Genomic DNA, 17,723 nt, shown 5'->3' on the forward strand with positions numbered 1-17,723 from the left:
TTTTTTATGTTGGGGAAGATAACTAGACGGTAATGATTCTATTAGGGATAGGAAACAAACAATTATTTGTGACTAATTAAACAATAATCCTTGTTTTACTAATTATAAATAATAGATTTTAACTAAAGATTAATAAATTCTTTTTCATAATTGCAATATTTTAAAAATATGATGTTCAAATTTAATATAATAATTGTAACAAACAAGCAATTTTATAAAAATTTTTCCCGAGAAGGAGATTTAACTAATAAAACAAGCAGTTAAAATACAAACACTTACATCTGTTCAACCTATAAACCCTAAGTTTACACATGTTTAAACATTCCAAAATTCTCTGTCCAGGCTTCTGTATTGTATTGCTTCAGAAACATGATGTGACTGAATATTTTTCGAAACCTCAAGATCTGCAATGGTTCTGGCTACCTTCAAAATTCTGTCATAAGCCCTAGCTGAAAGATTCAGCTTTTCCATGGCCATTTTTATTAAACCAAACGAAACCTCATCCAGTTCACAAAATTCTTCTAATTCTTTAGAACCCATTTGAGCATTATAACTGATTTTTAAATCTTTATACCGCTCATTTTGAATTTCGCGCGCTTTGAGTACCCGCTGTCTTATTTCTTCACTTTTTTCACCTTTTCTTTTCTCTGCCAATTGCTCAAATTCCACTTTCTGCACTTCAATATGAATATCAATCCTATCCAATAATGGTCCTGAAAGCTTATTCATATACCGCTGCATTTCAAAAGCAGAAGAGGTATTATTCGGGTCATCAGGAAAAAATCCGCTCGGGCTGGGATTCATTGAAGCAACCAGCATAAAGCTTGAAGGATAGTTTACCGTGAATCTGGCTCTTGAAATCGTTACTTCACGGTCTTCCAAGGGCTGTCTCATAACCTCCAGGACCGTCCGTTTAAATTCGGGCATTTCATCTAAAAACAAAACGCCGTTATGAGCCAATGAAATTTCTCCCGGCTGCGGATAACTTCCGCCACCAACTAAAGCTACATCCGAGATCGTATGATGAGGTGACCTAAAGGGGGCGCACTGTCATTAATGAAGTCTCAGCTCCCATTTTTCCTGCAACAGAGTGTATTTTGGTGGTTTCTAATGCTTCTTTCAGTGTTAGTGGCGGCAAAATACTGGGAACTCTCTTGGCCAGCATGGTTTTACCACTTCCGGGTGGACCAATTAAAATAATATTATGTCCTCCTGCTGCGGCAACTTCCATTGCTCTTTTGGCCGCTTCCTGTCCCTTTACTTCAGAAAAATCAAATGGAAAATGATTGATCTTTTCCTGAAATTCTTTTCGGGTATCCAGAACCGTCTTTTCTAAAATCTTTCCTTCATTAAAAAAATCAATGACTTCCTTAATATTTTCTACGCCATAGACATCCAGATTATTTACGATGGCAGCTTCGCGTGTATTTTGTTTAGGCAATATAATCCCCTTGAAACCCTCTTCTCTTGCCTGAATCGCTATAGGCAGCACTCCTTTTATTGGCTGCAGACTGCCGTCCAGAGACAATTCTCCCATAATAATATAATCCTGAATATTTTCGGCAAGAATCTGGTCCGAAGCGGCTAAAATCCCGACAGCAATACTGAGATCATAAGCAGAACCTTCTTTACGAAGATCTGCGGGAGCCATATTAATGGTAATCTTTTTTCCGGGAATTTTGTATCCTACATTTTTTAAGGCGGCAGAAATTCTGTAGCTGCTTTCTTTAATAGCATTGTCAGGAAGACCTACCAGATGGTATCCTACTCCTCCTGTATCTACATTCACTTCAATGGTAATAGTTTGGGCCGCAACTCCATGAATTGCGCTTCCATAAATTTTAATCAGCATGTTTGTGTTTTAATGTAAAAATAAAAATATTTTCCTGATTTTAAAATATGAATTTTAATTATTTTTTAAACCATCAACCCTATAAGCAGCTTATTATCAGAAACTTGAAATAAAAAAAACGGCACAAAACCTTGTGCCGCATCCAACTAACTATTTGAAAAAAAACCGTCTCTTAAGCTCAGAGCATTTATTTTTTTATAAACTTATTTTTATACGTTTTTCCTTCCACACTTTTAGAAACAATAAGATAAGTACCCGCGGACAAAGCATTCACATCAATCGCCTGAGTGTAGTTATGATCTTTTTTTTGTAATATCAGTCTTCCGGACATATCAATAATGGAAACTTCAGTGTATTTTTCTGATTCTTTTCCTATATATAGAAACTGAGTGGCAGGATTGGGATAAATGCTCAAATTATTTTCTTTAGGTTTTACCTCCCCAGTTCCTAAATTACAGAAGCTCCAGCTTCCGAAATTAAGCTGTATAAATGCCATATCACTTAACATTTCGCACATATTCGGGCAGTATTCCGTACAGGCGTAAAACCCATATTTTCCGGATGCAGTGGCTGTATACGTATCTCCTGTAGCTCCATTAATAATGCACGGATCTGTAGGTGATGGAGGATTACTTCCGGGAACGCATTTAAACCATGTATGGAGACCATACACCGCAGGGAATCCGTTCTCAAAAACCACAGAAGCTCCCGAACACACATTATATTCTCCTGGTGCCACTTCTTCATAAGTTCCGGGGGTAAAATTCGCAATCAGGAATGGAAGACCATACGCATAACCGTCCGCTAAGATCGGATCACTTTCCGCCACACAATCATTCTCTGAAACTTGTACTTTAAAATAATACAGCATATCTGTAGAACCGTTGATGGTCAAGGTTTGCGAGGTTGCACCGGGAATCGCTACCCAAGGATTGGGATTAGGGGTTTGCCAATCCCACATTTGCTTATACCATTGATAGCTTCCATACGTTTGAGTGGTGGATAATGTTTCGGTTTCCGTTGTACAAAACACGACCTTATCCTGGAACATTGCTCCCAATCTCGGGCTTGTAATAGTCGGAGTACATTGTTGTGATTTTACAATGAAAAAAAAGGAAAAAAGTGCTGTTAAAAAGATCAATTTTAATTTCATATGTATAATATTTAATGAGTTTTTATCAATCTTCCCATAAAAAATTAGACGTGTTTATTTAAGAACTATATTTTATAGTTCCTCCGTTTAATATTTTGATATGAGATCGTATTTAGTCTATGATCAGTCTTATTCCGAATTTTACGTTGAAATTCAGAGGCTTTTCTTTATAAATGGTTTGCAATGAGCTGTTATCCTTAAAATGATAGCTTACTCCGGGCTCAGCATAAATTCCAATATTTTTTATCACTTTCAATTGCAGACCGGCCGCTGTATTTACGGATACCTGAACAGGTTTTTCACCAATTTCTTCTTTGGTAACTTCTTTCACCTCTCCATCAACGATATATTTAGTTTTGATATCTCCTGAAGCCGCTTTTTCAATCAACCCTCCTCCTGTAATATAGCCTGTAAATGCTCCTTTCTGAATTACATTATAATTTATCTGCACCGGGATCCCTACATAATGAATATTTTGCTCACTGCTTATAAAATTCGATCCGCTTCCTGAGGTAAGTTCTGCAGAGAGCTTAGTATAATTTATTCCCGTACCTACAGACCATTTTCTACCAATCCTTTTAGAAACAGAAGCTCCAAAGGTAACCGGGGTCTTATGCTTAATTTTGGCATCCACTTTTTTATCCTGATTAGCCAGCAAAATTGCCATTAAAGGATTTTCTTCATATTCCGAAGTCCAGATTTCTGGTAAGCTCAGGGTAGCTCCGTTTAAAGTAGCATATCCTGGAAATTGCTCGGTTGAACTGGAGGCTGTATTTCCTGCAAGCAATCCTATCGCCCAGGATTTTTTGCTGTTCTTGGCAAGTTTTATTTTTTCGGCGTCTTTTAACTTCTGTTTTTTCTCTCTTTCTTCTTTGGTAAGAAGCTCGTACGTTTCGGTTTCTTCGTTTACCGACTTTATTTCAGTATTTTCATTCTGTTTCGGAGAAGAGCTTTGTACATATTGATTAGGGTTTTCCTCCCAATTGTATGTTGGGCTTTCAATGCTCTTCTTTGCTTCTCGTTTTGTCATTTTACCTGAAACCTTATTCAAGTTTTTTAACGCAAAATCATGACTCAAATCACCTGTATCATTTCTCTCTAAAGTTGTTCCGTTTTCCAAAGTATTTCCCTCATATTGACGAGCAGAAGAAGTCTTTTTCGAAGATTTTTCTTTCACCTGAACAACATTTACATCTTCTTTTTTATCATTAAAAACAAGTAGCTTGCCCACAATAAAGAATAAGATAATAGCCGCAGCAGCAGCACAGATACGATAAAGTAGAGATCTATGATGCATTGTTGAAACAGCTTTATCCTGCGCTTTCAGATCATCATTCATTATAACAGGAATAATATTCTCCGTCTTATCTTCCACAAACAATTCGTTTCTGATATCATCCCATAATCCATCCGGAACATCTTCAGCATGATCTTCCATTTTTCTGCGCAAATCATTTAGCCATTCGTTATTACTCATAGTGCGCTGTTTTAGACATTGTATATTCTTTTATTTTCTGGGCAAGCATTGCTTTTGCTCTATGAAATTGTGAGGCGGAAGAATTTTCTGCGATTCCCAATATCTCCGCAATTTCTTTATGACTTTTCTTCTCAAAAACAAAAAGGTTAAAAACCGTTCTGTAACCGTCCGGAAGAGAACGAATCATCGTCATGATGATATCTTGTGAAATTTCTTCCAGGTTGGGATCTTCATCATTTTGTTCATCCGCAATTTCAAAATCATCCGAAACCGTTTTTAAATTTGGGTTCTTTTTTATATGTTTTAAAGATTCCGTAACTACAATTCTGGTAATCCAGGCTTTCAAAGAACCACTTCCTCTGTATTCAAAAGAACCAATCGAACGGAACATCTGTATAAAACTATTCTGAAGCACATCATGAACATCGTCCTTATCAATAATATATCGGGAACAGACATAGGCAAGACCACCTGAATACACTCCGAAAAGTTCTTTCCAGGCCGCTTCTTCCTTCTGCAAAAGGCGGGATACCAAAATCTGCTCCTTATTTTCTTTCATTTACTCATTCAATAGCTGCTCGGTTTACTTATTGATTTTCAGTAAGCAAAAATAGGCAACCTCAGTTCGAGGTTTTGCCTATTTTATAAATTATTCATTCGTTTAATTCTTAATACTAATCGGAACCTCATATTTTATAGTTTCATAAGGAGTGAGCTCAACTCCGTCAACCGTTATTTTTTCTGCTTCCATAGCAAACCTCATCGACCAGTCGTATCCTACGAAAAACCCTTTCTGTTTTGTTACCAGTTTCACTACCGTATTTTTAATTGTTCCATCTACAGGAATCTGCAAAGTCAAACTTTTGGGTTCAAATGTTAATTCCACTACATTCTGATCTGTATTTAACTTTGAGCTATAATTCAGTTTATATTCAATTTTTCCTAAACTGGCGATCGCAGCATCAGCTTTAGCAGGATCTTTCACAACTGACTTCACAATTTCCTTTACCGGAAAATCTTTGAAGGTAATAATGGAATCTTTCGCCGTAAAGTCAATAATTTTTTCATTGAACTTTCCTCCCTGCGAAGTCACCAGTCTCGCCCTGTAACTCCCATTGACATCATTCAAAGTCAGAGGGATCGGCTCATATTTATCGTCATTACAAGACGTTAAAGAAAATCCCAAAAACGCAATGATAGCGATCATTAAAGATTTAAGTACTGTTAATTTCTTCATTCTTTTTAATTTTTTAGCATTACACATTATTCATTGGAGTACTCATTTATATAAATCCGGTTTTTAGGAAATCTTGCGTGAGAATTAGCAAAAACCCAAGCTAAAAACAATAACACGCTGATTTACAGATTATTTATTTCACTGTCTTTTCATTTCCAAGTTTCATTATTTTAATACATTTGTTAAAACATATTTTTTGAGATGGATTTCGAACAGATCAAATTACATTTGAATGCTTATAAAGAAAATGATCAGGTAATTGATGCTGCAAAGTATTTGCTATATTCTTTCGGCCTGGAACATGAAAACTTTGCAGGATTTGGTTTACGGGAAGCAATTCCGAACTTAGTTCTTTTAACGACAGAAGGTGAATTGGGAGAGCCACAAACAGTAATGATTCCTCCTAACTTATTCGATTTTGAGCTGAATCTTATTTTAAATGTAATTGCTCACGAAATGCTCCATGTAAGGCAAAAAGCTCCGGAACAAACTGTGGAGGACAAAAATGAAAGAGAATTTCAGGCGTATTATGAGATGCTTTTCCATAAAAATTTTCCAAAAATTCCGGACGCTTCAGATTTTCATAAAAAGATTTTCGGAGAGAAAGCATTTGAATACTATAAAAGAATGGGAGAAGGCTCCGAACTGCAGAAAAAATATGCCACACAAAAAGCAGAAATAGAACAATTAATCAATGTATTACCATGATCATAAAACCCGAAATTTCCTGGACAGATTTTGAAAAAATAGACATAAGATGCGGAACCATAATTTCAGCGAACGATTTTGAAAAAGCCAGAAACCCTTCTTATCAATTAGAAATCGATTTTGGAGAATTAGGAATAAAAAAATCCTCAGCACAGATTACTACATTATATAAAAAAGAAGATCTGATCGGAAAACAGATTTTAGCAGTTGTCAATTTTCCAAAGAAACAGATTGCCAATTTCTTTAGTGAATGCCTGGTTTTGGGAGTATATGGCGAAAATAAATCGGAAGTAACATTGCTTACAACATCACTTCCGACTAAAAATGGGTTGCAGGTAGGGTAAATCTACTTATTGATGTAAAGTTTTTGTTCCTAAATTGGTAATTTGTCCGAATACGACGGATACATTATTGGTATTTTCATCTACATATCCTGTTGCATTATCTGCATCGTAAGAAACAGTATAAGTTCCTTGCTGCAGTCCGGAAAACATGAAAAATCCGTCAGGATTTGGTATTGCCGTTGCAATCGTATCCGAAGCCACAATAGCATGTACGACAGCATCTGCAGCCTGAGGCTGTACAAAGCCTTTTATCTGTCCGTTTGTTAGTTCTGAAAACGTTCTGATGACCGGTTTCAAAATATAAGATCCGTTTCCGGTTTTTACAACAGATCTTCCCGCATCAAAATCGATCCATACGGTATAAGCACCATTGGCGGCTAATGTCTGATGCCAGTTGAACTTCAGTCCGCTTTGCTGAGCCGAAGGAGTTTGTAACGGGTAATTAACTCCATTCACAACCAAAGAATTATTAGGCCCCAAGATCATTCTCATCTGGGAAACTTCACCCGTGGGCAATACTGCCTGACCTAAAACGGTATCTGTTCCATTTTTAAAATTAAGAAGATTATAAACACCAGGACTAGGAAAATTAAGAGCAGTCCATTCACCGTTATTATTGATTTCTATTCGCTGAATATCAATATTAACAGCATCATACGTCGCGGGACCATCAGTAAGTCTCACATTCACTGTAGCAGTACCACTTCCCTCAGAATCATTGCACGAAGCCAAGAAAAGCAGACCTATACTGCTTCCTATTATCAATAACCTTTTCATAAAATAATATTTTGTTCTATTAAAACGTTTTTGATAATTCATTTATTATGTCTTATCTTTCAGTTTAAAAACAAAAAAATGATACAGAATATCCCTCTGGAAAAAATTTTATTTATTGATATTGAAACCGTTCCAGGGTTCAGCACATGGGAAGATATGCCCGAAACCGAACAAATGCTTTGGGATAAAAAGACCAGGTTTCAGAGAAAGGATGAAGTTTCTGCAGCAGAATTTTATCCTGAAAGAGCTGGAATTATGGCTGAATTTGGAAAAATTGTCTGCATTACCATCGGCATGCTTGAAAAAAATGACACTTTAAAAATAAAAAGCTTTGCAGGTGATGACGAAAAGAAAATACTGCTTGAGTTTGGCGAAATTTTCAACAGCCCGAGGTTGAGAGAGGTTATTCTGTGTGCCCACAATGGTAAAGAGTTTGATTTCCCGTGGATCGCAAGAAGATATTTAATCAACGGAATTCAGCCTCCTACTCCATTTCAGATGTACGGAAAGAAACCTTGGGAAATCCCCCATATCGACACTATGGAACTGTGGAAATTCGGGGACTATAAAAATTTTATTTCGCTTGAATTATTGGCACATCTTTTCGGAATTCCTACTCCAAAAGACGATATCGACGGCTCAATGGTTTCATCAATCTATTACATAGAGAAAGACTTGCAAAGAATAGTTGACTATTGTGAAAAAGATGTCTTAACTTTGGCAAATATTTTCCGGCGTATGCGTCAGGAAGATTTGTTGAAAAGGTATACCAATTTAGATTAAAAAATGAAATTTACAGACGATCAGATTGCTGACATCGGTGAAGAAATCATTAGCGTATTAAAAACAGTATATGACCCTGAAATTCCTGTAGACATCTACGAATTAGGGCTTGTTTACGACGTACAGATTTCTGATGATGCTGATGTAAAAATTATCATGACACTTACGACTCCGAACTGTCCTGTTGCAGAAACGCTTCCACAAGAAGTAAAAGACAAAGTAGCGGAAGTTGAAAACGTGAAGAGTGTCGATTTAGAGCTTACTTTCGAGCCAAGCTGGAACAAGGATATGATGAGTGAGGAAGCGAAATTTGAGCTGGGAATGCTTTAAGTTCGGATAAAAAATAAAACAGGCTGCCAATTTTGACAGCCTTTTATTTTTGTTAATTAATTGTTGATCCCTTTGCCCATTGTCATTCAGAACGGAGTAAAGAATCTATTTAAACAAATAGATTTCTCCTTCGTCGAAATGACAGAGGAACGCTAAATTTCTCTTGCAATCTCTTTACCTTCTCTTCTGCTCCATTCACTCCACGAACCCACATATAAATCCGGAATTTTAAAACCTGCATAATCCAGCGCTAAAATAGTGTGACAGGCCGTCACTCCGGAACCACAGTGAATAATCAGATGTTCAGGCTTCCCTTCGAGTAATTTCAAATATTTTTCCTTCAGAATTTCAGGCTTCAGGAAATTTCCGTTTTCATCCAGGTTTTCAGAAAAAGGAATATTAATCGCTCCCGGAATATGACCCGCCACTAAATCGATGGGCTCAGATTCTCCTTTATAGCGATAAGCATCTCTTACGTCGATTACCGTCGAAGAATGATTTATCAACTCATTTTCAACAACTTCCAGGCTTGAAGTTGGCAGAAGCCAATTCTCTTTTTTGATGAATTGAGCCTTTTCAAAAGCTTCTTCCCCCGAAGAAAATTCTAAACCCTCTTTTTCAGCATGTTGGAATCCACCATCTAAAACCTGGACATTTTCAAACCCAAAAGATTTCAGCATCCACCAAGCTCTTGCCGCAGCATTGGAACCATTTTTATCATCATAAACGATAAGATGGGAACCTTCTGAAACTCCAAGATTAGAAAGTGTTTCTGCAAATTTTTCAACACTGGGGAGAGGATGCCTTCCTCCAAAAGCTGCATCTTCTCCAATATTTGCCAAATCTTTATCCAAATCAATGAATCTCGCTCCTTTGATGTGTTTGTTCAAATAATTTTGATAGACATCTTTTCCTACTCTTGCATCCAGGATTATTAAGTTTTCGGTTGGAAGATTTTTTAATTCTAAAGGAGAAATTATTGGTGACATCGTGTTTGTTTTTGAAGTTTAAAGTTTGTTTTGACTGACAAAGCGGGTTCAAAACCCGCTTTGATTAATTTTTTATTTGAGATCCTTCGGTTTCGCTCAGGATGACATTAAGACTCATGAATATTTAACATTTTAGAAATGAAAAATATCCTTCGCTTTATTATAAGAACTTTCGAAGTTTAGTAAATTCAATTTATGATCTACTTTTTCTACGCTCATGAAGTTGATCACCTGCTCGGTCGGCATATTCCCTACCAGATCATCTTTGGCCATCGGACAACCTCCAATTCCTTTGATCGCACTGTCAAATCTTGTACAACCCTTATCATAAGCCGCTTTTAATTTCGAATAAGAATCTTCATATCGGTTATGAAAATGCCCTCCAAAGTTAATTTCAGGATATTTAGACGGTATTTTTTCAAATAAAAGAGCAATGGTTTCCGGAGTTGCCACTCCTGTGGTGTCAGAAAGTAAGATATCTTTAATCCCAATTTCTGAAAATCGCTGCGCCCAGACGTCTACATCCTGCCATTTCCACATTTCTCCATAGGGATTTCCAAAAGCCATAGAGAAATAGATATTCAGTTGTCTGTTTTCACTTTTTACAAGCTCCAGCATTTTAATAATTTCATTAAAAGCTTCTTCTTGGTTTTTATTGGTATTTCTATGCTGGAACGTTTCAGAAATAGAAAATGGAAACCCGATAATATCTACCGATTGATGCTTTAATGCTTTTTCAGCTCCTCTGTAATTGGCAACAATTGCAGAAACTTTAGTATTGGATCGGGATTTATCGATATTTTCAGCAACCTCATTAGAGTCAGCCATTTGGGGAATTGCTTTTGGAGATACAAAACTCAGACAATCCAATACATCAAAACCAACATCCATTAAAGAGTTGATATAATCTATTTTTTTATCGGTAGGAATAAATTCTCCCCAACCCTGCATTGCATCGCGCGGACATTCAGTAAGAAACATTTTTACGTTAGATTTTCTCAAATATAATAAAACTAAATAATTTGATATAACACACTCACAAATCTAACATTATTTTGATTCTCAAATATTTATATCCGATTTAAAATTTCAATAGCTGATATTCATCCCCAAATAAATTATTCTGAGCATCAAAATTGCTAACTTTGCCGGAAATTTATACTAATAATGAGTACAATAGAATTCAACCAGGTGTGGAAAGAAAAGTTACTGAACCGTTTTCTTAGCTATGTAAAAATATACTCAACCAGTGATGCAGAAAGCGAAACAACCCCTTCTACGGAAAGACAGTGGGATATTGCAAAATACATTACTGAAGAGCTGAAAACGATTGGTCTTGAAGATGTTTCAATTGATGACAATGGTTATATCATGGGATATGTGCCTTCAAACCTTGAAAATGATGACCAACCTACCATTGGATTTATTTCACATTATGATACTTCACCGGATTTCAGCGGAGAAAATGTACAGCCGCAGGTTTGGGAAAATTATGACGGTAATGATTTGATTTTAAATAAGGAAACAGGTTTCAAGCTGTCGCCTTCAAAATTTGAAAGTCTAAAAAAATATATCGGTCAGACCCTGATTACTACAGACGGAACGACCCTTCTTGGAGCAGATGACAAAGCAGGTTGCGCAGAAATCGTTACAGCTGCTGAATATTTAATGGCTCATCCTGAAATCAAGCACGGAAGAATTGCAGTTGGATTTACTCCTGATGAGGAAATCGGAAGAGGGGCACACAAATTTGATGTTGCCAAATTTGGAGCTGAATTTGCGTATACAATGGACGGTGGAGAAGTTGGGGAACTGGAATATGAAAACTTCAACGCAGCAGGAGCGGTTGTGAAAATCCACGGATTGAGTGTTCACCCTGGTTATGCCTATGGAAAAATGATCAATGCGGCTTTATTGGCTTCTGAATTCGCTCAAATGCTTCCTGCCAACGAAACTCCGGCTACAACGAAAGGTTTTGACGGATTCTATCACTTGATGGATTTAAACGCAGATATTTCTGAGGCTAAATTGCAATATATCATCCGTGATCATGATGCAGATAAATTCGAAGCAAGAAAGAAATTCATGGAAGAAAAAGTAGCTGAATTCAATCAGAAACATGGAGAAGGAACTGCTGAAATTGAGATTAAGGAACAATATAGAAACATGAAGCAACAGTTTGAAGGAAAAATGCACATCATCGATCTTGCAGCAGCAGCCATGAAAGAAGCGGGAATTGAGCCTAAAATCAAAGCCATCAGAGGAGGAACCGACGGAGCACAGTTGTCTTATATGGGATTGCCTTGTCCGAATATTTTTGCAGGAGGAATCAATTTCCACGGACCTTACGAATATGTTGCTTTGGAAAGTATGGAAAAAGCAATGGAAGTGATTTTGAATATTGCGAAAGCGTAAAATTTTAATTTAAATAAATTAAAATCCAGCTCAATGAGTTGGATTTTTTATTTAGATGAGGTTATCACTTTTTTATAACAATTTTCTCCTTCATGATAGCCAAAACAAAGTCCCACATTTCCATCAATTTTTTCAAAATATGTTGTAAAAGTCATATCAACATCTTTAACATCATTTGGGAAAGCAACTAAATCTTTATCTAGATTAAAATAGAAACTATCAAAATTAATTGAATTACCATCTAATTTGTATACAGACTCATAACCTAAAAGTTTTATTTTCTTTTTATCATAAATGACCCTCCTATATTTACCTTCTTTTTTAATTATTAACGTATCAAAAGTATTTTTATAAGAAACTGGAGAGTACTTTCCATAAACTTCATTTTGGTCAATTCCTTGACAAGAAATAATGAATAAGAAAAGAGAGTATATAAGTAATTTCATCCAACTAATTTTCATTTACAAATTAATTATTTAAATCAAAAAACCACTACAAAACTGCAGTGGTCTCACAATATTTAAAATTAAATAAAATTTAATCGTTTTGCTGGTTCCCTAAAAAAGCATCCCAACCTTGTGCTGTTAAAGCCACCAGCTGATTAGAACCTCTTGCTACCATAAAATTACCTTCTTCTTTTTCAACGGCATGCCCGATAATGGTAAAATCAGGGTGATTTTTAATTTTGTCAAAATCATTCGGAGAGATAGTAAACAGCAATTCATAATCTTCACCACCACTTAATGCGGCCATTACAGGATTCAAATTAAAATCATCCGCAGTTGAAATTGTAAGATTATCCATAGGAACTTTCTCTTCATACAATCTGAAACCTACTTTTGACTGATCTGAAAGGTGCAGAATTTCTGAAGCTAACCCATCTGAAATATCAATCATAGAAGTTGGTTTGATGTCCAACTGCTCTAAAATCCCTTTTACATCCGTTCTTGCTTCCGGTTTCAGCTGTCTTTCCAGAATATAGTCGTAGCCCTCCATTTCAGGCTGCATATCCGGATTCGCTAAGAAAACAGCATGTTCTCTTTCCAGAATCTGAAGCCCCATATAGGCTCCTCCAAGATCTCCCGTTACAACAAGCAAATCATTAGGTTGTGCATCGCTTCTTTTTACAATATTTTCCTCGCTTTCTAACCCGATTGCCGTGATGCTCATCACAAGACCCGCATTGGAACTTGTAGTGTCACCTCCGATAAGATCAACTTTATATCGTCCGCAAGCTGCCTGAATCCCTGAATAGAGCTCTTCTAAAGCTTCCACCGGAAAACGGTTAGAAACAGCCAGGGAAACCAAAATCTGAGTTGGAACTGCATTCATGGCTGCAATATCACTAAGATTTACAACAACCGCCTTATACCCCAAATGCTTCAAAGGGACATATCCTAAATTAAAGTGTACCCCTTCTGCCAAAACATCTGTTGTAACAACAATTTTTTTATTTCCGGGATTAATAACAGCGGCATCATCTCCCACTCCAAGCTCCGAAGATTCGTTGGATAAAGGGAAATATTCTGTGAGGTGTTTTATCAGCCCGAATTCTCCCAGTTTGGAAATCGGTGTTAATTCCTGTGATTTATCTTCAAACATATTTTTAATTATAAGTAATGAGTAATAGATAATGAGCAATATTGGCTATTGAACTCAAAACCTTAATCTTTTAAACTAATTCTGCCGGATCAATATTATTCGGATGGAAAGGCAGTTTTTTGAAATCCTCTCTTGTCAGAACAACAGTTTCCGGAGATTTATACTTATTCATCGCTTCTACCACATCGTCCGGCGGTGTTGTCATTTTTCTCAGCATCATATCGATCCAGACTCCCGTAGCTTCCGCAGTAGCACAGTGCTGCCCGTCCGGAGTATAAAATTTGTGAAGAAATCTGTAAATAGATGAGTCTTCAGAACATCCATCAATTTCAACACTTACAATCACGGTTTGATCTGCATAGATCTCCTTGAAAAAAGAATATCTTTCATGCAAAATTACAGGCCCGATTCCCCATCTGCTCATTTGTGTCACACCCATTTTTTCTTTGGTCATAAAAGCCATTCTGGCCTGAGCGCAATATTGGACATATGATGAGTTTGCCAAATGTTTGTTGGCGTCAAGATCACTCCAACGCACCTCGAATTTATGGTAAAAAATCATTTAAAAATCAGTTTTAGAATCATTAAATTATATTCTTCAAAATTACTCAAATAAGATGGTTTATAAAAATTGTAGTTTTGTAAAAATAATCTTGCGCATAAGATTAATAAAACTATGAAACGAATTATCATTATCGGAGGCGGTGCAGCAGGATTTTTCTGTGCAGCGAATCTTGACGAAACGCAATATAAAATTACCATTCTCGAACAAAACTCAGATGTTCTTCAGAAAGTAAAGGTTTCAGGAGGAGGAAGATGCAATGTAACCCATGCCTGTTTTGACCCAAGAGAACTTGTTCAGTTCTATCCTCGCGGAAATAAAGAATTACTAAGTGTTTTTACTAAATTCCAACCGGGAGACACGATGGACTGGTTCGATCAACGAAAAATTTCGTTGAAAATAGAAAATGACAACAGAATCTTTCCGGAAAGTAATTCATCGCAAACCATTATCAATACTTTTCTGAATGAAACTCAGAAAAAAAATGTTGAAATAAAAACAAAATGCTCCGTCAAAGAAATTGAAAAACAGGATGAAATATACATCGTTAAAACGAGTTTGGGAGATTTCGAAGCCGATTTTGTCATCTATACAACAGGTAGCTCCCCCAAGTCGCTGAAAATGATAGAAAATCTAGGCCATAAAATTATCGATCTGGTTCCGTCACTTTTTACTTTTAATATTAAGGATCCTTTATTGAAAGATTTAGCCGGAACAAGTTTTGAAATGGCTGAAACCTCTATTCCTAAATTAAAAACACAGGAGAGTGGTCCTTTATTGATTACGCATTGGGGACTTTCCGGGCCGGCAATTTTGAAAATTTCAGCTTGGGAAGCGATTAATTTGGCGAAAATGAAGTATAATTTCGAGATTGAAGTTAATTTTATTTCTAAAGATCCAGAGGATGCTGAAAAACTTTTCCAACAGTTTAAACAGTCAAATCCTAAAAAAACGATTGGACAGTCTAAAATTTTTGAAGTCACCAACAGGTTTTGGCAGAGAATTCTTGAAGTTTCCAATGTTGATCTGAATAAACAGGTTGCCCAAATTTCAGGAAAGGAAATGCAGAAAATCATTGAAAATTTATGTAAAAAGAAATTCAATGTGACCGGAAAATCGACTTTTAAAGATGAATTTGTAACCGCAGGAGGTGTTGATTTAAAGGAAATCAACTTTAAAAATATGTCCTCAAAAATTTTGCCTAACTTTTACGTTGCAGGAGAAGTCCTGAATATTGACGCTGTAACCGGCGGATTTAATTTTCAGGCTTGCTGGAGTGAAGCTTGGCTGATTGCACAAGACCTGAATTTAAAATAATCAAATACAATACTGTCATTCTGAATGAAACAACGTGAAATGAAGAATCTCTATAAAATTAGATTCTTCCTTCGTCAGAATGACAAACTAAATTCATAATTTAGTAAAAACACAAATTGCAAATGCTTTCAGTCAAAAAGAATGTCTTAAGTATTTCTAAAATCCTTTTGATCTTAGGATTCGGATATTTTTTTTGGCTGATGCTGAAAATTACATTAGAATATATTCCTTTTAGAAAAGATGTAAGTTTTTTGATGATCAAACAAACAGAAGTTATTGAAAGACCGGAATACTTATATTTTTTCTATACTCATGTTTACACAAGTATTTTTGTGCTGTTGAGTGGATTTTCAGCTATTCTCAGAAAAGATTTCAGACTAAAAAACTTTCATAAAAATGCAGGAAAGATTTATATTTTTCTGATTTTACTTTTTGCAGCACCGTCTGGAATTTACATGGGAATTTTTGCCAACGGTGGAATTTACTCTAAAATCTCATTCGTTATCTTAGGTTGTCTGTGGTGGTTTTCGACTTTTAAAGCCTATCAATTAGCCCGACAAAAAAACTTTAAAGAGCATAAACAATGGATGTGGCGCAGTTTCGCATTAACCGTTTCTGCGATCACCTTAAGAATGTGGAAAGTAATTATTGTATATTTATTTCACCCCAATCCAATGGATGTTTACCAGATCATTGCCTGGATGGGATGGATTCCCAATATTATTTTAATTGAATATTTAATCACAAAAAAATGCATATGAAAATTTTAAAATTAACTTTAATTTCCCTGTTTACCATAAGTTTGGTAAGCTGCAAAAAAGAAGCAAAAGTAACAGATCATTCAAATGACAGCCTTACTGCAAAGAAAGATTCGGTAGTTGTTCCTGAGATCCATAAAGAGTATTATGGAATTTATATGGGCGATTTTGCCGGAAAAGAGATGATCACTCCGGAAATCGGAGAAGAATATGAAGGCGATGTTTACAAGAAAATCTCCTTAAAAATTAATAGAATAACAAAAGACAGTGTTTACGGCCAAAGTATTGTGAATGGAAACCAGCGCCCTTTCCGTGGAGTCTTTAATGAAGAAACAAAATCGTTTGTTCTGGACGAACCGGGAAATGATAAAACCGATGGGAGATTTGAAGTTAAATTAAACAATGATAGTCTTACCGGAAAATGGAATGCTTTTAATAAATCTGCCGTAAAAGCCCCTTTAAAAACACTGAAACTGATCAAAAAAGAGTTTGTTTACAACCCCAACTTCATGCTGAATGAAGACAGCGATTTAATTGACTGGGAAAACCCGAAAGATTTCGTTGAAAAATATACCGATGAAGAAACAGGAAAAACAGAAACCTACACTGCTTCAAAAAACAGGATTGCTTCTGATGCGGTTTTCAAGATCAATGCCTCCAAGCAAAAGCTCACGGAAAAAGACCTTAAAAATCTTAGAAAGCTGGATATGGAGATCATCAAAAATTCCGTTTTTGCAAGACATGGCTACGCTTTTAAAAAGCAGACCTACAGAAACTTTTTTGAGCAGACAGACTGGTATATCCCGGTTTCCAACAATGTAGACAAAGATCTTTCTCCAATGGAAAAGGATAATGTTGCCTTACTCAACCGCTTCATAAAATATGCGGAGGATAAATATGATAGTTTTGGAAGATAGCTTCTAAGATCCTTCGACTGCGCTCAGGATGACACAAAAAATAATACTCTCCATTTTCAGGGCTAGTATAACGTCTGTCATTCTGAGCGCAGTCGAAGGGTCTCATCTATTGTCAGTCTTATTTTTCTAATTTAACCAAAATATAAAGCAATAAGCATCCGACAGCATAGCATAAAATATCAATCCAGGAAAACGAATTTCCAATAACGATATACATAATGCTTCCGGACCGGAAACCTAATTTTTCCGCAATATTAAAATACTGGGCAAATTCAATAAGACAGGAAAAAACAAGAATCCCAAGAATCAGTTTTTCATTATCTGTAATGTTGAAAAAGCTTTTGATAAGTGTATATAGGAGTATGACAACAATTACATCTCCAAGATAAGCTCTTACAAAGAAAATATCTTTTAATCGGGTTGCAATTAAAACTTCTGTCAGGAAAATTATAACACTAAACAGAAAATATTTTAGATTAAATTTTAATTTCATCATTTTAAA

At 36.0% G+C, this 17,723-nt stretch carries 19 protein-coding genes and 1 pseudogene; 8 read left to right on the forward strand and 12 right to left on the reverse strand.

The window, feature by feature from the left end:
* Nucleotides 1-315: 315 nt before the first annotated feature.
* The 5 genes and pseudogenes from CLV73_RS13765 to CLV73_RS13785 all read right to left on the reverse strand — a co-directional run bounded on the left by CLV73_RS13765 (nt 316) and on the right by CLV73_RS13785 (nt 5,719).
* A pseudogene (locus tag CLV73_RS13765) lies at nt 316-1,852 on the reverse strand (YifB family Mg chelatase-like AAA ATPase).
* Nucleotides 1,853-2,039: 187 nt separating this feature from the next.
* Entirely contained in the window at nt 2,040-3,005 is a 966-nt protein-coding gene (locus CLV73_RS13770) for a T9SS type A sorting domain-containing protein (RefSeq protein ID WP_100377456.1), read from the reverse strand.
* Between the two features lie 112 nt (nt 3,006-3,117).
* Complete coding sequence (locus CLV73_RS13775; protein ID WP_100377457.1) at nt 3,118-4,482, reverse strand: outer membrane beta-barrel protein; 1,365 nt, start codon at nt 4,480-4,482, stop codon at nt 3,118-3,120.
* Nucleotides 4,475-5,041 (reverse strand): RNA polymerase sigma factor, encoded by a 567-nt coding sequence (locus CLV73_RS13780; protein WP_100377458.1) that lies wholly within the window; start codon nt 5,039-5,041, stop codon nt 4,475-4,477. Before CLV73_RS13780 ends, CLV73_RS13775 begins: the two co-directional genes overlap by 8 nt.
* Nucleotides 5,042-5,143: 102 nt before the next feature.
* Nucleotides 5,144-5,719 carry a DUF4840 domain-containing protein gene (locus CLV73_RS13785; RefSeq protein WP_100377868.1) on the reverse strand — a complete coding sequence of 192 codons (576 nt, stop codon included), beginning with the start codon at nt 5,717-5,719 and terminating at the stop codon, nt 5,144-5,146.
* A gap of 201 nt (nt 5,720-5,920) precedes the next feature.
* Here CLV73_RS13785 and CLV73_RS13790 point away from each other — a divergent pair, with 201 nt between their 5' ends.
* Nucleotides 5,921-6,427, forward strand: a complete 507-nt coding sequence (locus CLV73_RS13790) for a hypothetical protein (protein WP_100377459.1) — start codon at nt 5,921-5,923, stop codon at nt 6,425-6,427.
* On the forward strand, nt 6,424-6,771 hold the full coding sequence (locus tag CLV73_RS13795) for a tRNA-binding protein (protein WP_100377460.1): 348 nt from the start codon (nt 6,424-6,426) through the stop codon (nt 6,769-6,771). Before CLV73_RS13790 ends, CLV73_RS13795 begins: the two co-directional genes overlap by 4 nt.
* 6 nt (nt 6,772-6,777) lie before the next feature.
* On the opposite strand, the gene CLV73_RS13800 is transcribed toward CLV73_RS13795, so the two are convergent.
* Nucleotides 6,778-7,548: a DUF4382 domain-containing protein gene (locus CLV73_RS13800; RefSeq protein WP_157798800.1), complete on the reverse strand. Its 771-nt coding sequence runs from the start codon at nt 7,546-7,548 to the stop codon at nt 6,778-6,780.
* 78 nt (nt 7,549-7,626) lie between these two features.
* Here CLV73_RS13800 and CLV73_RS13805 point away from each other — a divergent pair, with 78 nt between their 5' ends.
* Complete coding sequence (locus CLV73_RS13805) at nt 7,627-8,331, forward strand: 3'-5' exonuclease (RefSeq protein ID WP_100377869.1); 705 nt, start codon at nt 7,627-7,629, stop codon at nt 8,329-8,331.
* A 3-nt stretch (nt 8,332-8,334) separates the two neighbouring features.
* Entirely contained in the window at nt 8,335-8,661 is a 327-nt protein-coding gene (locus tag CLV73_RS13810; protein WP_039371432.1) for an SUF system Fe-S cluster assembly protein, read from the forward strand.
* A 152-nt stretch (nt 8,662-8,813) separates the two neighbouring features.
* Here the strand turns inward: CLV73_RS13810 and CLV73_RS13815 are convergent, their stop codons facing one another.
* Nucleotides 8,814-9,650, reverse strand: coding sequence for a sulfurtransferase (locus tag CLV73_RS13815; RefSeq protein WP_100377462.1), 837 nt, complete (start codon nt 9,648-9,650; stop codon nt 8,814-8,816).
* A 132-nt stretch (nt 9,651-9,782) separates the two neighbouring features.
* Nucleotides 9,783-10,631 (reverse strand): hydroxymethylglutaryl-CoA lyase, encoded by an 849-nt coding sequence (locus CLV73_RS13820; RefSeq protein ID WP_100377463.1) that lies wholly within the window; start codon nt 10,629-10,631, stop codon nt 9,783-9,785.
* A 186-nt stretch (nt 10,632-10,817) separates the two neighbouring features.
* Between CLV73_RS13820 and pepT the strand changes: the two genes are divergently transcribed.
* Nucleotides 10,818-12,065 (forward strand): peptidase T, encoded by a 1,248-nt coding sequence (pepT, locus tag CLV73_RS13825; protein WP_100377464.1) that lies wholly within the window; start codon nt 10,818-10,820, stop codon nt 12,063-12,065.
* A gap of 47 nt (nt 12,066-12,112) precedes the next feature.
* On the opposite strand, the gene CLV73_RS13830 is transcribed toward pepT, so the two are convergent.
* The 3 genes from CLV73_RS13830 to CLV73_RS13840 form a co-directional block, all read right to left on the reverse strand.
* Nucleotides 12,113-12,511 carry a hypothetical protein gene (locus CLV73_RS13830; protein WP_157798801.1) on the reverse strand — a complete coding sequence of 133 codons (399 nt, stop codon included), beginning with the start codon at nt 12,509-12,511 and terminating at the stop codon, nt 12,113-12,115.
* A gap of 91 nt (nt 12,512-12,602) precedes the next feature.
* Nucleotides 12,603-13,667, reverse strand: coding sequence for a thiamine-phosphate kinase (thiL, locus tag CLV73_RS13835; RefSeq protein ID WP_100377466.1), 1,065 nt, complete (start codon nt 13,665-13,667; stop codon nt 12,603-12,605).
* A gap of 70 nt (nt 13,668-13,737) precedes the next feature.
* Entirely contained in the window at nt 13,738-14,229 is a 492-nt protein-coding gene (locus tag CLV73_RS13840; protein WP_100377467.1) for an acyl-CoA thioesterase, read from the reverse strand.
* 114 nt (nt 14,230-14,343) lie between these two features.
* On the opposite strand from CLV73_RS13840, the gene CLV73_RS13845 reads away from it, so the two are divergent.
* The 3 genes from CLV73_RS13845 (at nt 14,344) to CLV73_RS13855 (ending at nt 17,221) form a co-directional block, all read left to right on the forward strand.
* The gene (locus CLV73_RS13845; protein WP_185116777.1) at nt 14,344-15,546 is read left to right on the forward strand and encodes a BaiN/RdsA family NAD(P)/FAD-dependent oxidoreductase; all 1,203 of its coding nucleotides are present in this window, start codon (nt 14,344-14,346) and stop codon (nt 15,544-15,546) included.
* 122 nt (nt 15,547-15,668) lie between these two features.
* A complete protein-coding gene (locus CLV73_RS13850) occupies nt 15,669-16,307 on the forward strand; it encodes a DUF2306 domain-containing protein (RefSeq protein WP_100377469.1) in 639 nt (212 codons plus the stop codon).
* The gene (locus tag CLV73_RS13855) at nt 16,304-17,221 is read left to right on the forward strand and encodes a YARHG domain-containing protein (RefSeq protein ID WP_100377470.1); all 918 of its coding nucleotides are present in this window, start codon (nt 16,304-16,306) and stop codon (nt 17,219-17,221) included. Before CLV73_RS13850 ends, CLV73_RS13855 begins: the two co-directional genes overlap by 4 nt.
* A 118-nt stretch (nt 17,222-17,339) precedes the next feature.
* Here the strand turns inward: CLV73_RS13855 and CLV73_RS13860 are convergent, their stop codons facing one another.
* Nucleotides 17,340-17,714, reverse strand: coding sequence for a ribosomal maturation YjgA family protein (locus CLV73_RS13860; RefSeq protein ID WP_185116782.1), 375 nt, complete (start codon nt 17,712-17,714; stop codon nt 17,340-17,342).
* Nucleotides 17,715-17,723 lie beyond the last annotated feature (9 nt).

It is taken from the genome of Chryseobacterium geocarposphaerae, assembly GCF_002797535.1.
In the GTDB taxonomy this organism is placed as follows: domain Bacteria; phylum Bacteroidota; class Bacteroidia; order Flavobacteriales; family Weeksellaceae; genus Chryseobacterium; species Chryseobacterium geocarposphaerae.

Coding starts and splice junctions, on each gene's coding strand:
- CLV73_RS13810 (WP_039371432.1), top strand. CDS start 8,335: ATGAAATTTACAGACGATCAGATTGCTGACATCGGTGAAGAAATCATT.
- CLV73_RS13775 (WP_100377457.1), bottom strand. CDS start 4,482: ATGAGTAATAACGAATGGCTAAATGATTTGCGCAGAAAAATGGAAGAT.
- CLV73_RS13860 (WP_185116782.1), bottom strand. CDS start 17,714: ATGAAATTAAAATTTAATCTAAAATATTTTCTGTTTAGTGTTATAATT.
- CLV73_RS13780 (WP_100377458.1), bottom strand. CDS start 5,041: ATGAAAGAAAATAAGGAGCAGATTTTGGTATCCCGCCTTTTGCAGAAG.
- CLV73_RS13785 (WP_100377868.1), bottom strand. CDS start 5,719: ATGAAGAAATTAACAGTACTTAAATCTTTAATGATCGCTATCATTGCG.
- CLV73_RS13840 (WP_100377467.1), bottom strand. CDS start 14,229: ATGATTTTTTACCATAAATTCGAGGTGCGTTGGAGTGATCTTGACGCC.
- CLV73_RS13805 (WP_100377869.1), top strand. CDS start 7,627: ATGATACAGAATATCCCTCTGGAAAAAATTTTATTTATTGATATTGAA.
- CLV73_RS13845 (WP_185116777.1), top strand. CDS start 14,344: ATGAAACGAATTATCATTATCGGAGGCGGTGCAGCAGGATTTTTCTGT.
- CLV73_RS13830 (WP_157798801.1), bottom strand. CDS start 12,511: ATGAAATTACTTATATACTCTCTTTTCTTATTCATTATTTCTTGTCAA.
- CLV73_RS13800 (WP_157798800.1), bottom strand. CDS start 7,548: ATGAAAAGGTTATTGATAATAGGAAGCAGTATAGGTCTGCTTTTCTTG.
- thiL (WP_100377466.1), bottom strand. CDS start 13,667: ATGTTTGAAGATAAATCACAGGAATTAACACCGATTTCCAAACTGGGA.
- pepT (WP_100377464.1), top strand. CDS start 10,818: ATGAGTACAATAGAATTCAACCAGGTGTGGAAAGAAAAGTTACTGAAC.
- CLV73_RS13790 (WP_100377459.1), top strand. CDS start 5,921: ATGGATTTCGAACAGATCAAATTACATTTGAATGCTTATAAAGAAAAT.
- CLV73_RS13855 (WP_100377470.1), top strand. CDS start 16,304: ATGAAAATTTTAAAATTAACTTTAATTTCCCTGTTTACCATAAGTTTG.
- CLV73_RS13820 (WP_100377463.1), bottom strand. CDS start 10,631: ATGTTTCTTACTGAATGTCCGCGCGATGCAATGCAGGGTTGGGGAGAA.
- CLV73_RS13770 (WP_100377456.1), bottom strand. CDS start 3,005: ATGAAATTAAAATTGATCTTTTTAACAGCACTTTTTTCCTTTTTTTTC.
- CLV73_RS13815 (WP_100377462.1), bottom strand. CDS start 9,650: ATGTCACCAATAATTTCTCCTTTAGAATTAAAAAATCTTCCAACCGAA.
- CLV73_RS13850 (WP_100377469.1), top strand. CDS start 15,669: ATGCTTTCAGTCAAAAAGAATGTCTTAAGTATTTCTAAAATCCTTTTG.
- CLV73_RS13795 (WP_100377460.1), top strand. CDS start 6,424: ATGATCATAAAACCCGAAATTTCCTGGACAGATTTTGAAAAAATAGAC.